The sequence below is a fragment of the Sphingomonas sp. SP4 genome, from assembly GCF_058313375.1.
In genome coordinates this window covers 336168-348796 of the sequence record NZ_JBZFLE010000001.1, presented here as the reverse complement: position 1 = coordinate 348796, position 12629 = coordinate 336168, and the positions used below count along the sequence as shown (strand labels likewise).

At 63.5% G+C, this 12629-nt stretch carries 16 protein-coding genes; 15 read left to right on the top strand and 1 reads right to left on the bottom strand.

Annotated elements, in window-relative coordinates; genetic code table 11:
- The first annotated feature begins 68 nt into the window (after positions 1-68).
- Both AC4GYV_RS01760 and AC4GYV_RS01755 read left to right on the top strand, forming a co-directional pair.
- Positions 69-1115 carry a type III polyketide synthase gene (locus AC4GYV_RS01760; RefSeq protein WP_491098948.1) on the top strand — a complete coding sequence of 349 codons (1047 nt, stop codon included), beginning with the start codon at positions 69-71 and terminating at the stop codon, positions 1113-1115.
- Complete coding sequence (locus tag AC4GYV_RS01755; protein ID WP_491098947.1) at positions 1112-1609, top strand: isoprenylcysteine carboxyl methyltransferase family protein; 498 nt, start codon at positions 1112-1114, stop codon at positions 1607-1609. The genes AC4GYV_RS01760 and AC4GYV_RS01755 overlap by 4 nt, the downstream gene beginning before the upstream one ends.
- Here the strand turns inward: AC4GYV_RS01755 and AC4GYV_RS01750 are convergent.
- Positions 1587-1958 carry a hypothetical protein gene (locus AC4GYV_RS01750; RefSeq protein WP_491098946.1) on the bottom strand — a complete coding sequence of 124 codons (372 nt, stop codon included), beginning with the start codon at positions 1956-1958 and terminating at the stop codon, positions 1587-1589. The genes AC4GYV_RS01755 and AC4GYV_RS01750 overlap by 23 nt on opposite strands.
- A 185-nt stretch (positions 1959-2143) precedes the next feature.
- On the opposite strand from AC4GYV_RS01750, the gene rimP reads away from it, so the two are divergent.
- The 13 genes from rimP (at position 2144) to rpsO (ending at position 12617) form a co-directional block, all read left to right on the top strand.
- Entirely contained in the window at positions 2144-2671 is a 528-nt protein-coding gene (gene rimP, locus AC4GYV_RS01745) for a ribosome maturation protein RimP (RefSeq protein ID WP_491098945.1), read from the top strand.
- Positions 2672-2676: 5 nt separating this feature from the next.
- Positions 2677-4308, top strand: coding sequence for a transcription termination factor NusA (gene nusA, locus AC4GYV_RS01740; RefSeq protein WP_491098944.1), 1632 nt, complete (start codon positions 2677-2679; stop codon positions 4306-4308).
- The gene (locus AC4GYV_RS01735; RefSeq protein ID WP_491098943.1) at positions 4289-4987 is read left to right on the top strand and encodes a DUF448 domain-containing protein; all 699 of its coding nucleotides are present in this window, start codon (positions 4289-4291) and stop codon (positions 4985-4987) included. Before nusA ends, AC4GYV_RS01735 begins: the two co-directional genes overlap by 20 nt.
- 12 nt (positions 4988-4999) lie before the next feature.
- On the top strand, positions 5000-7534 hold the full coding sequence (gene infB, locus AC4GYV_RS01730) for a translation initiation factor IF-2 (protein ID WP_491098942.1): 2535 nt from the start codon (positions 5000-5002) through the stop codon (positions 7532-7534).
- Between the two features lie 171 nt (positions 7535-7705).
- On the top strand, positions 7706-8074 hold the full coding sequence (locus tag AC4GYV_RS01725) for a glyoxalase superfamily protein (RefSeq protein ID WP_491098941.1): 369 nt from the start codon (positions 7706-7708) through the stop codon (positions 8072-8074).
- Positions 8074-8466, top strand: coding sequence for a 30S ribosome-binding factor RbfA (gene rbfA, locus AC4GYV_RS01720; protein ID WP_491098940.1), 393 nt, complete (start codon positions 8074-8076; stop codon positions 8464-8466). Before AC4GYV_RS01725 ends, rbfA begins: the two co-directional genes overlap by 1 nt.
- Positions 8463-9170, top strand: coding sequence for a hypothetical protein (locus tag AC4GYV_RS01715; RefSeq protein WP_491098939.1), 708 nt, complete (start codon positions 8463-8465; stop codon positions 9168-9170). Before rbfA ends, AC4GYV_RS01715 begins: the two co-directional genes overlap by 4 nt.
- Positions 9167-9703, top strand: a complete 537-nt coding sequence (locus AC4GYV_RS01710) for a GNAT family N-acetyltransferase (protein WP_491098938.1) — start codon at positions 9167-9169, stop codon at positions 9701-9703. Before AC4GYV_RS01715 ends, AC4GYV_RS01710 begins: the two co-directional genes overlap by 4 nt.
- Positions 9704-9727: 24 nt before the next feature.
- Positions 9728-10345 (top strand): thymidine kinase, encoded by a 618-nt coding sequence (locus AC4GYV_RS01705; protein WP_491098937.1) that lies wholly within the window; start codon positions 9728-9730, stop codon positions 10343-10345.
- On the top strand, positions 10345-10734 hold the full coding sequence (locus tag AC4GYV_RS01700; protein ID WP_491098936.1) for a hypothetical protein: 390 nt from the start codon (positions 10345-10347) through the stop codon (positions 10732-10734). The genes AC4GYV_RS01705 and AC4GYV_RS01700 overlap by 1 nt, the downstream gene beginning before the upstream one ends.
- Positions 10735-10772: 38 nt before the next feature.
- Positions 10773-11444, top strand: a complete 672-nt coding sequence (locus AC4GYV_RS01695) for a site-2 protease family protein (protein ID WP_491098935.1) — start codon at positions 10773-10775, stop codon at positions 11442-11444.
- 1 nt (position 11445) lies between these two features.
- Positions 11446-12330 carry a tRNA pseudouridine(55) synthase TruB gene (gene truB, locus AC4GYV_RS01690; protein ID WP_491098934.1) on the top strand — a complete coding sequence of 295 codons (885 nt, stop codon included), beginning with the start codon at positions 11446-11448 and terminating at the stop codon, positions 12328-12330.
- A 17-nt stretch (positions 12331-12347) separates the two neighbouring features.
- The gene (gene rpsO / locus AC4GYV_RS01685) at positions 12348-12617 is read left to right on the top strand and encodes a 30S ribosomal protein S15 (RefSeq protein WP_491098933.1); all 270 of its coding nucleotides are present in this window, start codon (positions 12348-12350) and stop codon (positions 12615-12617) included.
- Positions 12618-12629 lie beyond the last annotated feature (12 nt).

The following is a 12629-nucleotide window of genomic DNA, read 5'->3' as shown; positions in this document are numbered from 1 at the left end:
CATGGACTCCGTTCCATCCTCGTTGCGTGAACCGCAGTTCGGGCGTGGCATACTAAGATTGGCCCACCATGCGACCATGCAGCCTACTCTCGCTCGCCACTGCGGTTCCATCGCACGTTATTGAGCAATCCGAAGCGAAAGCATGCGCGCGAGAAGCGTTCGGCGGAAACAAGGCTCTGTTCGACCGACTGTCGGGCGTCTTCGACAATGCCGGCATCGCACGCCGCCACATCGTCGCTCCCCAGGACTGGTACCTGTCCAGCCATGGCTGGCACGACCGCAATGCCGTTTATCTCGAAGCGTGCGAAGGCATGTTCGTCGAGGCCGCAAGTGCGGCAATCGAAAAGGCGGGCCTCAAGCCCGAAGAGATCGATGGCATCGTCTCGGTCTCCACGACCGGGATCGCAACGCCAAGCCTTGAAGCACGGGTTGCACCGAGGGTCGGATTTCGGGCCGATGTCCGCCGCGTCCCAGTCTTCGGACTGGGCTGCGCCGGTGGGGTGAATGGGCTGGCCACCGCATCTCGGATGGCCTCTGCGGAGCCCGGATCGAACTGGCTCTTCGTGACGGTCGAGACTTGCTCGATTTCGATCCGCCTCGACAGCGACGATCCGGCCGCGGTCGTGGCAACAGCCATCTTCGGAGACGGCGCGGCAGCGGCTGTGGTGACTTCAGGCGAACACAGCCTCGCGCGGATCACCGGTTCGGCTGAGAAACTGTTTCCGGATACGCTGCGGATCATGGGCTGGGATGTCGAGGACCCGGGCCTTGCGGTGGTATTTGATCGGGCGATCCCTCCCTTCATCGAGGAGCATCTCGCAACCACTGTCGATGACATGTGCGCCCAGCTCGGGATCGAGCGAGACGACATCGATCGCTTCTGCTGCCATCCCGGCGGCGTGAAGGTGATCGATGCGATTGAAACCGCACTTCACCTCAATCAGGGCGAGCTAAACCTCGAACGCGAAGTACTCCGGGACTACGGCAACATGAGCGCGCCGACCGTGATGTTCGTGCTCGATCGTCTGCTGAAGCAGGGCATGCCCGATCAAGTCATGATGACGGCATTTGGACCGGGCTTCACCTGCGCCGGCCTGATGCTAGAAGCCGCGTGATCCTCAATCACATCATTCTCTCGGCCGTCACGCTTCAACGGTTGAGTGAGCTGTGGCTGTCGCACCGGAACACCAGACGTCTTTTGGCGCAGGGTGCACATGAGATGGGCGCGGGGCATTACCCATTGATCGTCGCCGTGCATGGGCTCTGGCTGGCGGCTCTTTGGTGGCTCGCACCGACGCAGCCCATCGATGGCTTGTGGCTCGCAATCTTCGTGTTGCTCGAAATCGCACGAATCTGGGTGCTGACGTCGTTGGGCTCACGATGGACGACGAGGGTCATCGTCCTGCCCGATGCGCCCTTGGTGAGCCGCGGACCCTACAGGTTCGTCAATCATCCCAATTACCTCGTGGTCGTTGGGGAGATCGCCGCCCTGCCGTTGGTATTCGGGCTCTGGCAGGTGGCGCTCATCTTCTCATTGCTGAACGCAATCGTCCTCGCGATCCGCATTCGCGAAGAGGATCGCGCGCTCAGCGCTTCGTCACCTCGATGAGGCGATAAAGCTCGCCCGTCGGACCGAGATTGAGCCTGCCGCTGAGATGCGTCCCGTGCCTGACGAACGTCCACGGATGTGCCTGACCCGCGCGGTCAGTGTTCGATCCGCGAAGCTCACCGCTCGTCGGATCAAGCCGAAGCTCGAGATCGCCCATATACTGCTCTTCACCCGTGACGAGCTTGTACATCGAGAATCGATAGAGACGCGGCCCTGCGCTGGTCACCCGGTAAATCACATGCTCGTCGCGACATGGTGACGGCCTCACCTGGCAAAGCGAGGTTCCTTCCCAGGTCCCTACCATCGGGTCGACGGTGGCGAAGAGAAGTGCGGCGATGATCATATCCACGACCCGGTGAGCCGCCTTCTATGCTGCCTTCCAACCACCGGTCGATGCAAGTGGCTCCGTCAGGCTTGCCGAGCCTAGTTGAAGCGCCTATATCGCAGCTCTCTCCTCGACATCGTTAGATGCCTGAGGCTGGTCCCTAACGGGGCCGGTCCGAGAGTCGTTGGGCTTACAGAAACGGAGCGTGCGTGGCCGACATTGCCGGTCTTGAGCGAATGATTGAGCCAGAGGTGAAGAGCCTCGGCTATGAACTCGTGCGCGTTGCGATGATCGGTGGCACTTCCGATCCGACGTTGCAGGTCATGGCGGAACGTCCCGACACGCGTCAGCTCGACCTTTCCGACTGCGAGAGGATCTCGCGCCGCCTCTCGGACGTGCTCGACTTGTGCGATCCGATCGAGGGCAGCTACCGTCTCGAAGTCAGCTCACCGGGGATCGACCGGCCACTGACCCGCCTCAGCGATTACAAGGACTGGGCGGGCTATGATGCCCGCCTCACGCTCACCGGCCCACACGAGGGCCGCAAGCAGTTCAGTGGAACGCTTCAGGGCACGGAGGGCGAGCAGGTCCTCATCCTGACCAAGAACGGCGAGGCCCACGCCTTGCCGTTTTCTGAAATCTCGTCGGCCAAGCTGCTCTTGACCGACAAGCTCATCAACGCCACCGCGCCGCTCAGCACTGAAGGCGCCGACACAATTCAGACTGTAGAGGAATAACAAGAATGGCCACCGCCGCACCCGCTGCCGTCAGCGCCAACAAGGCAGAGCTGATCGCGATCGCCGACGCGGTCGCGCGCGAAAAGCTGATCGACAAGGGCATCGTCATCGAGGCGATGGAGGATGCGATCCAGCGCGCCGCCCGCGCTCGCTACGGCGCCGAAAATGACATCCGCGCCAAGCTCGACCCGGACACCGGCGACCTTCGCCTGTGGCGTGTTCTCGAAGTCGTTGGGGAGGTCGAGGACCACTTCAAGCAGATCGACGAAAAGGGCGCACAGAAGCTGCAGAAGGGCGCCGCCGTCGGCGACTTCATCGTCGACCCGCTGCCGCCGATCGAGTTCGGCCGCATCGCCGCGCAGGCCGCCAAGCAGGTGATCTTCCAGAAGGTCCGCGATGCCGAGCGTGAGCGTCAGTATGAAGAATTCAAGGAGCGCGCCGGCGAGATCATCACCGGCGTCGTGAAGCGCGTCGAGTTTGGTCACGTCGTGGTCGATTTGGGCCGCGCCGAGGGCGTCATCCGCCGCGACCAGCAAATCCCGCGCGAAATGGTTCGGGTTGGAGATCGTATCCGCTCGCTGATCATGTCGGTCCGCCGCGAAGCCCGGGGTCCGCAGATCTTCCTGTCGCGCGCGCACCCGGACTTCATGAAGAAGCTGTTCGCGCAGGAAGTGCCTGAGATCTACGACGGCATCATCGAGATCAAGGCAGCCGCCCGCGACCCGGGAAGCCGCGCCAAGATCGGCGTCATCAGCCACGACAGCTCGATCGATCCGGTCGGCGCCTGCGTCGGTATGAAGGGCAGCCGTGTGCAGGCGGTCGTCCAGGAGCTCCAGGGCGAGAAGATCGACATCATTCCGTGGTCGGAAGATCGCGCGACCTTCGTCGTCAACGCGCTTCAGCCGGCGACCGTCAGCCGGGTCGTGATCGACGAGGAAGACAACCGCATCGAGGTTGTCGTTCCTGACGATCAGCTCAGCCTCGGCATCGGCCGTCGCGGCCAGAACGTCCGCCTCGCGAGCCAGCTCACCGCTTCGCAGATCGACATCCTCACGGAAGCCGACGCCAGCGAGAAGCGCCAGCGCGAGTTCGTCGAGCGCACCGAGATGTTCCAGAATGAGCTGGATGTCGACGAGACTCTGTCCCAGCTGCTCGTCGCCGAAGGCTTCACTAGCCTCGAGGAAGTCGCCTACGTGCCGGCCGAGGAAATCGCGACGATCGAGGGCCTTGACGAGGACATCGCGAGCGAGCTTCAGAGCCGCGCCAACGAAGCGCTGGACCGTCGTGAAGCCGCTGCTCGCGAAGAACGCCGCGGCCTCGGCGTCGAGGATGCTCTCGCCGAGCTTCCGCATCTCACCGAGCAGATGCTGGTCACTTTGGGCAAGGCGGGCATCAAGACGCTTGATGACTTGGCTGACCTCGCCACGGATGAGCTGATCCAGAAGAAGCGCGTCGAGCCGCGCCGCCGCGAGCCGAGCAACCGGCCTGAGGACAAGGGCGGCATCCTCGCCGAGTACGGCCTTAGCGAAGAGCAGGGCAACGAGATCATCATGGCCGCGCGCGCTCACTGGTTCGAGGACGAGACGCCGACCAACGACGTTGGGCAGGAGGACGCTGTTGCGGACGAAGCCCAATGACGATCTCGCGCTAGCAGAGACTGAGTCGCACGTCCCCGAACGGACGTGCGTCCTTTCCCGTCGCAAAGGCACGCGGGACGAGCTGATCAGGCTTGCCCTTGGTCCCGACGGCACGGTCGCGCCCGACGTTCGCGCCCGTGCGCCGGGCCGCGGTGCTTGGATTGGAGTCACTCGCGTCGAGCTCGATACCGCGAACGTGAAGGGCAAGCTCAAGGCTGCCCTTCAGCGCGCTTTCAAGACCAATGACGTGATCGTCCCGGCTGATCTGGGCGAGCGGATCGAACAGGCGCTGCGCAAGACAGCGCTCGACCGGCTCGGCATGGAGGCGCGCGCCGGCAACCTCATCAATGGCTCCGACCGGGTCGAGACCGCCGCCCGTTCTGGCAAGGTCCACATGCTGATCCATGCCGCCGATGCGGGAGACGACGGCAACCGCAATCTCGACCAGGCGTGGCGCGTCGGCGGAGGCGATCCCAAGGGGGTGATATTCCCTGAGGGACGCACTATCTTGTCGTTGGCACTGGGGCGAGAAAATGTGGTACACATCGCCCTGACCGATCCCGCCGCCGCTTCGCGTGTCCGACACGCGCTTGCCCGGTGGCGAGCTTTCACTGGCCCCGATCGAGGTCTTGAAGGTGGAGAACCCGCCTCTGGCCCCGTTTCGGCTGAAGATATTTGACGAAGGAACAGAATGGCAGACCAGACCGAAAAACCGAAGCTTGGCACCCGGCCGCCGCTGGGCCTCAAGCGCACGGTCGAGACCGGCAAGGTCAAGCAGAGCTTCAGCCACGGCCGCTCCAACACCGTGGTGGTCGAGGTCAAGAAGCGTCGCATCCTGGGCCGCCCGGGAGAAACGCCCGCGCCTGAGCCGCAGGCTGTCGAAGAGGCAGCACCTGCGCCAGCGCCCGCTCCTGTCGCTCCGCCCAAGCCGGCTGCGCCCGCGCCGCGCCGTATGTCGCAGGCCGACGAGATCGCCGCCCGCAAGGAAATGCAGGCGAAGCTTCTGCGTGAGGCCGAGGAATCCCGGCTTGCCGCGCTCGAGGAAGCGCGCCGTCGCGAGGACCGCACGAAGGTTGCGGCCAGCGAGGAAGAGCGCCGTCGGGCAGAAGAGAACCGCAAGGCCGAAGAAGCTGCGGTGGAGCAGGCACGCGTTGCTGCCGAGGAAGAAGCAAAGCGCGCCGCCGAAGAAGCCGCTGCGCCCAAGGCCGAAGAGTCGGTGCAACAGCAACAACAGCAGCAGGAAGAGCGCACGGTCGCTCGTCGGCCTGCCGGCGGCCATGCACCAGCGCCGCGCCGTCCCGAGCCCGCTCGCCCGAGCCGGGGTCGCGGCGACGACCATCGCCAGCGCGGCAAGCTGACCGTCACCCGTGCTCTCTCCGACGAGGATGAGAACCGCGCCCGCTCGCTGGCCGCGCTCCGCCGCGCCCGCGAAAAGGAAAAGCGGCACCACATGGAGACCGGCCCTGCCACCAAGCAGGTCCGCGACGTGGTCGTGCCGGAAGCGATTACCGTCCAGGAGCTCGCCAACCGCATGGCCGAGCGTGGCGCCGACTTGGTGAAGGCCCTATTCAAGATGGGTTCGCCGGTCACGCTGACGCAGACCATCGACCAGGACACGGCCGAGTTGCTCGTCACCGAGTTCGGTCACCGCATCAAGCGTGTCAGCGAGAGCGATGTCGACATCGACACCACTGCCGACGTCGATGCGCCGGAAACGCTCCAGCCGCGTCCGCCCGTTGTCACGATCATGGGCCACGTCGACCACGGCAAGACATCGCTGCTCGACGCCATTCGCGGTGCCAGCGTGCAGTCCGGCGAGGCCGGCGGCATCACGCAGCACATCGGCGCGTATCAGGTGGCCCTGCCCGACAAGTCGAAGATCACCTTCCTCGACACGCCGGGCCACGAAGCTTTCTCGGACATGCGCGCCCGCGGTGCCAACGTCACCGACATCGTCATCCTGGTGGTGGCTGCCGATGACGGCCTGCGCCCGCAGACCGTTGAGGCGATCAACCACACCAAGGCAGCCGGCGTGCCGATGATCGTTGCGATCAACAAGATCGATAAGCCTGAAGCCAAGCCGCAGCGGGTTCGCGAGGAACTGCTGCAACACGAGATCATCGTCGAAGACCTGGGCGGCGACGTCCAGGACGTCGAAGTCTCGGCGACCAAGAAGACCAACCTCGACAAGCTTCTCGAAGCGATCCAGCTGCAGGCCGAAATCCTCGAGCTCAAGGCCAACCCCGACCGCGCCGCCGAAGGCACGGTCATCGAAGCCAAGCTCGACAAGGGCCGCGGTCCGCTTGCGACCGTGCTGGTCCAGCGCGGCACGCTGCGCGTCGGCGACGTGTTCGTCGCGGGCGCATCGAGCGGCAAGGTCCGTGCACTGATCGACGATCATGGCCGTCAGGTGAAGGAAGCCGGACCGTCAATGCCGGTCGAAGTGCTCGGCCTGTCAGCCGTTCCATCGGCAGGCGATCCGTTCACAGTGGTCGAGAATGAGGCGCGTGCCCGTGAGGTCGCAGCCTATCGCCAGGGCGTGATCGACCGGAAGCGCACGACCAGCGCACCGGTCAGCCTGGAGAACATGTTCGCCAACCACGCCTCGACGGTGAAGGAAGTGCCTTTGGTCGTGAAGGCCGACGTGCAGGGCTCGGTCGAAGCGATCGTCCAGGCCCTCAATCGGCTTGGGACCGACGAGGTCCGCGTCCGCGTCCTTCATTCGGGCGTCGGTGCGATCACCGAGAGCGACGTCACTCTCGCCTCCGCGAGCGGTGCGCCGATCATCGGCTTCAACGTCCGTCCGAACGCCAAGGCGCGCGAGGTCGCCGACCGCAACAAGGTCGAGTTCCGCTACTACGACGTCATCTACCACCTCACCGACTGGGTGAAGGGTGCGATGGCTGGCGAGCTCGGGCCGGAGATCATCGAGACCATCGTCGGTCGTGCCCGCGTCCAGGAAGTCTTCCCGGCCGGCAAGAAGGACAAGGCCGCCGGCCTGCTGGTCCTCGAAGGCATCATCCGCAAGGGCCTCAACGCCCGCCTCACGCGAGAAGACGTCATCGTTTCCAAGACGACCATCTCCTCGCTGCGGCGCTTCAAGGACGATGTGGCGGAGGTCACCTCGGGTCTGGAATGCGGTGTGCTGTTGGCCGACACGAACGACATCAAGCCTGGCGACAGCCTTGAGGTGTTCGAGGTCGAGGAGCGCGCACGGACGCTTTGAGCGAGGAGCCCGACGACGAGACCATCCGAGATTGGGTTGCAGCTGGCTTAGGTTGCGCTGATCTGCCCATGGGTTGCTTGTCAGACGGCTGCTTGCATGCGGCCGGTTGCACTTGGATGCTTGTTTTCGTGGCGGTCCTGCCGTCCTTTGCGGCATGGTCGAGGTGAACTGATGTTCGGTCCTTCTACCCCCATCCTGCGCAGCTTCGACGAGAAGCAGACGAAGGCGTTCTACGTCGACTTTCTCGGCTTCGAAGTGCTGTTCGAGCATCGCTTCGAGCCGGGAATGCCGTTGTACCTGGGCCTGCTGAAAGACGAGTGCCGGCTTCATCTCTCGGAACATCACGGGGACGCAGCGCCGGGCGCCCGTCTGCGCATCCCGGTCGACGACGTGCAGGCCTTGGCCAAGTCGCTTCGCGCGAAGGAATATGGATTCGCGCGGCCGGGCGAGCCCGAGCTAATGGACTGGGGATCGTGGGAGATCACGCTCCACGATCCGAACCACAACAGGCTCACCTTTTTCACCGAGGCCGAGAAGTAATGCGCCGCCAGGAAACTTCAGAAGGCCGCTCGGTTCGCCTGCTCCGCGTCGGCGAACAGGTACGGCACATCTTGAGCGAGCTGCTGCAACGCGGCGACGTGCACGACGACGTGCTTCAATCGCACCTCGTCAGCGTCACTGAAGTGCGCATGTCTCCCGACCTGCGTCACGCCACCGTCTTCGTGAAGCCGCTGCTCGGCCAGGACGAGGAAGCGGTTCTCAAGGCACTCCGCCAGAACACCGCCTTCCTTCAGCGCGAAGTCGCCCATCGCGTCCGCATGAAATATGCGGCGAAGCTCAAGTTCATCGTCGACGAAAGCTTCGACGAAAGCACCCACATCGACCGGATCTTGCGGTCCGATAAGGTAGCGCAGGACCTCGGCGACGAATGACGCCCGCCGGGGGTCTAATGTTGCTCCTCGCCTTTCAATGGCCAGGCGACCAGAAGATCCCTCCAGTCCACTATCCCGAACTTCCGCGTCACTCAGCGACGATAACGGACTTCGTCCCCCATCAATGGAAGCTGACGCAGAAGGCTGTCGGCGATCTCAACGGCGACCGCATCCCCGACGCTGCCCTTGCCATCTGGATGGACGATCCGCGCAACCGCATCCACCCGTCGTTCGATCCGAAGACGCGTTACGACACCAATCCGATGATGCTGATCGTCGCCTTCGGAAACCAACGCGGCGGCTACGACTTGGCCGTTGCGAACCACGTCCTCATCCCCCGCCGGACCAATCCGAACCAGGATCCGCCGTTCAACGGCGTGACCATCGCCAACGGCGCGCTCCACGTGAAGATGCACGAATTTCTTGAAGCGGGCGGCTGGCGAATGGGCAGCACCAGCTTCACGTTCCGGTGGGAGGATGGCGCACTTCGGCTGATCGGCTTCGATCGTGATGCGATCATCAAGAACACCGGCGCAACCGAGGTGGTCAGCGTCAACTATCCGGCGCGGCGCATGGTGGTAAAAACCGGCACCATGGCGGGGGACGTTCCGGACACCGTCAAATCCATCACGCTGGCGAAGAAGCCGCTGCTCACGCTTGAGCAGGTCGGTGACGGCCTCATGTTCGAACCCGAGGGACTGTGATCGACTGTCTATCTCGACCAATAGTTGGCGACGGCTGTCGCGCCGAGCCCTTTCGAGAAGAGCTTCGCGAGCCGCTTAGGTCGGCGTGCGCCGAGGACAGCGAGATCTGGGCGATCTACGCCAACAACTTCGGACCCGATGGCTTCGACAAGAGCATCGACACTTACACCTCGAACCCTCGCAATCGAACCTTCGTGCTCTTCGAGGGCGACGAGATGGCTGGCATGTCGAGCTATCTCGCCATCGACGAGGGTCGCCCGGTGCTCGAGATTGGCGGCACTTACTACCGCCCCAGGTTCCGCGGAACGGGCTTCAACCGCCGAGTGAAGGACATGATGCTCGCCCGCGCGTTCGAATGCGGAATTCGCCGCGTCGAGTTCCGCGTCGATCTTCGCAACCAGCGATCGCAGGCTGCGATGAAGAAGCTAGGCGCGGTCCGCGAAGGCGTGCTCCGCGCCGATCGCATCACGTGGACCGGTCACGTCCGCAACACCGTGCTCTTCGCCATTCTGAAGGACGAGTGGCCGCTGTGACCCGCCCGCGCTAAGCAACGGCAAATGGCCAAGCTCTATTTCTACTATGCGGCGATGAATGCGGGGAAATCCACGACCCTGCTTCAGGCCGACTTCAACTATCGCGAGCGGGGCATGGAGACGATGCTTTGGACCGCCAAGCTCGACGAGCGTGCGGGCGCAGGCGTGATCGGCTCGCGCATCGCGCTTTCTGCACCGGCACATACCTATGACGAGAACGTCGACCTGTTCACCGAGATCGGCGAAGAGCTGATGAAACGCGACGTGGACTGCATCCTGGTCGATGAGGCACAGTTCCTTTCGCAGCGCCACGTGCTGCAGCTGTGCGAAGTGGCGGACCGGCTCGACATTCCTGTTCTCTGTTATGGCCTTCGCACGGATTTCCAGGCCAAGCTCTTCCCCGGATCGGCGGCGCTGCTGGCGCTCGCGGACTCTCTGATCGAGTTGAAGGCGGTCTGCGAGTGCGGGCGAAAGGCGACGATGAACCTGCGCGTCGACGAAGAAGGCAATGCGGTGGCGGCCGGAGCGCAGACGGAGATTGGCGGAAACGACCGCTACATCGCGCTCTGCCGCAAGCATTTCTTCGAGCGCCTGCGCGAAGGCGAGGCGCGGCAGCTTAGCCTGGGACTGGCACGTCGATGATGCGGTTTCTCGTGGCTACCGGACTCGCCTTCGCTCCGACGCTCGCCGGAGCAGCGCCGCTTTCAATACCGATTGGAGAGACCTGGATTTTCAGTCTCGATCATGGCCAGCCGACCAAGGCTCACAAGGCGACAGCGACCGCCAATCCGAAGCACGGCGAGATCCGGGTCTCGGTTCGTGCCGCATTTGGGACGATGATGACGATCACGAACAACAGCGCGCAGGGCTATACGTTCGACGCGCAGCTCGTTGATGCTAGCGGGAAGGCGGTTGCCGCGCGCGCCTGTACCCTCCCCCCGAACAACCAGCCGGCGCTCGAAAGCTGGCCGCAGAAGTCCGTCGCGGTGCGGATCGGCAACTTCAAGCCGGCCAAAGGCGGCAATTGCTGATCCTTGACCGCGCCTGACGCGCCCTCCACCTCTCGCTGATGGAAATTCTCTACAGTATTGCGGTCTGGCTCGTGCCGCTCGTGATCGCGATCGTGTTTCATGAAGTCGCACACGGTCTTGTCGCGAAGCGGCTCGGCGACACGACGGCCGAGCGCCAGGGTCGCCTGACTCTAAACCCGATCAAGCACGTCGATCCGTTCGGCACGGTGATCCTGCCGATGCTGCTCGCGATCACGCACGCGCCGGTCTTCGGCTGGGCCAAGCCCGTTCCAGTCAACTACGCCAACCTGCGCAACCCGCGCCGCGACATGGTGCTCGTTGCTCTTGCTGGCCCTGGCATGAACTTGCTCCTCGCGCTGCTCGGCACCGCACTGCTCACCGCGACAATTATCGTCTCTGGTGGAGCGGAAAGTGGCGGAGCGGCGATCCTCGCCGCCAACGCCCTGAACTTCGTGCTGATCAACATCTTCCTTGCGGTGTTCAACCTGCTGCCGGTGCCACCGTTCGATGGCGGCCATGTCGTGGAGGGACTGCTTCCCGGCGAAGCGGCGCTGAAGTTCCGGCAGATCGGGCGTTATTCGCTGTTGGTGCTGATGATCTTGCTCCTCGTCTTACCCGCAGTGGGGGTGAACGTCGTCGGTCATGTCGTGTCGCCGATTGTCGACTGGATCGCGCGCGGACTTTTGGCCCTGTTCGGCCTAACGTCGTGAGATGCTCAATGGCTGGATCGTCCTCGACAAGCCGTTCGGCGTAGGATCGACGCAGGCCGTCGGCGCGATCAAGCGCCTGATCCGCGTCTCCGGAGAGCAAAAGACCAAAGTGGGCCACGGCGGCACGCTCGATCCACTAGCGAGCGGTGTTCTCCCAATCGCGCTCGGTGAGGCTACGAAGCTCTGCGGGCGCATGCTCGATGCAACCAAGGCCTATGACTTCACCATCCGATTCGGCGAGGAAACGGACACGCTGGATGCTGAAGGACAGGTCATCGCAACAAGCGACGTTCTCCCAGCTCGCGAACAGGTAGAAGCAGCACTTCCACAATTCACCGGACCGATCGAGCAGATCCCGCCAGCCTACTCGGCACTGAAGATCGGCGGAAAGGCTGCCTACGCCCGCGCCCGGGCCGGCGAGAACGTCGAAATGAAACCCCGCTCCGTCACGATATTCGACCTGCACCTCGTCGAAACTACAGCCGACAGCGCGACGCTTTCCGCCACGGTCTCCAAGGGCACTTACATACGCTCACTCGCGCGCGACATCGCCCATGCGCTTGGAACCGTCGGCCATGTTTCCTATCTAAGGCGTACCCGCGCGGGGACCTTCGGGCTCGACCAAGCCGTTTCACTGGACTTTCTGGAAGAAACCGCTAAGGCGCGGCAACTCGATGGGGCGGTTGTTCCGCTGCAGGCGGCGCTGGACGACATCCCGGCCCTCCCCGTCACCCCCGACCAAGCCCAGCTGCTCCGTCATGGACAGTTGCTTGCCGGGTTCCCCGAACAGTCGGGGCTTCAGCTTGCGACTTTGGAGCTCACTCCGGTCGCTTTGGTCGAAGCAACGGCCGACGGCCTCAAGGTCGTCCGGGGGTTCAACCTATAGAGACAAGGAGTGAAACGATGTCGATTACTGCGGAGCGCAAGCAAGCGCTGATAAAGGAACATGCCCAGGGCAAGGGCGACACGGGTTCGCCGGAAGTCCAGGTTGCGATCCTCACGGAGCGCATCAACAACCTGACCCAGCACTTCAAGAGCCACGCGAAGGACAACCATTCGCGCCGCGGTCTTCTGATGCTGGTCAACCAGCGCCGCTCGCTCCTCGACTATCTGCGTCGCAAGGATGAGCAGCGTTACACCGACCTCATCGGTAAGCTCGGTCTCCGCAAGTAACTCTATCTGGAG

Bases quoted from the DNA above. Each gene is read 5' to 3' on its own strand.
- AC4GYV_RS01700 (WP_491098936.1), top strand. From the start codon at position 10,345: ATGCGGTTTCTCGTGGCTACCGGACTCGCCTTCGCTCCGACGCTCGCC.
- infB (WP_491098942.1), top strand. From the start codon at position 5,000: ATGGCAGACCAGACCGAAAAACCGAAGCTTGGCACCCGGCCGCCGCTG.
- AC4GYV_RS01760 (WP_491098948.1), top strand. From the start codon at position 69: ATGCGACCATGCAGCCTACTCTCGCTCGCCACTGCGGTTCCATCGCAC.
- AC4GYV_RS01705 (WP_491098937.1), top strand. From the start codon at position 9,728: ATGGCCAAGCTCTATTTCTACTATGCGGCGATGAATGCGGGGAAATCC.
- AC4GYV_RS01725 (WP_491098941.1), top strand. From the start codon at position 7,706: ATGTTCGGTCCTTCTACCCCCATCCTGCGCAGCTTCGACGAGAAGCAG.
- rbfA (WP_491098940.1), top strand. From the start codon at position 8,074: ATGCGCCGCCAGGAAACTTCAGAAGGCCGCTCGGTTCGCCTGCTCCGC.
- nusA (WP_491098944.1), top strand. From the start codon at position 2,677: ATGGCCACCGCCGCACCCGCTGCCGTCAGCGCCAACAAGGCAGAGCTG.
- truB (WP_491098934.1), top strand. From the start codon at position 11,446: ATGCTCAATGGCTGGATCGTCCTCGACAAGCCGTTCGGCGTAGGATCG.
- AC4GYV_RS01715 (WP_491098939.1), top strand. From the start codon at position 8,463: ATGACGCCCGCCGGGGGTCTAATGTTGCTCCTCGCCTTTCAATGGCCA.
- rpsO (WP_491098933.1), top strand. From the start codon at position 12,348: ATGTCGATTACTGCGGAGCGCAAGCAAGCGCTGATAAAGGAACATGCC.
- AC4GYV_RS01695 (WP_491098935.1), top strand. From the start codon at position 10,773: ATGGAAATTCTCTACAGTATTGCGGTCTGGCTCGTGCCGCTCGTGATC.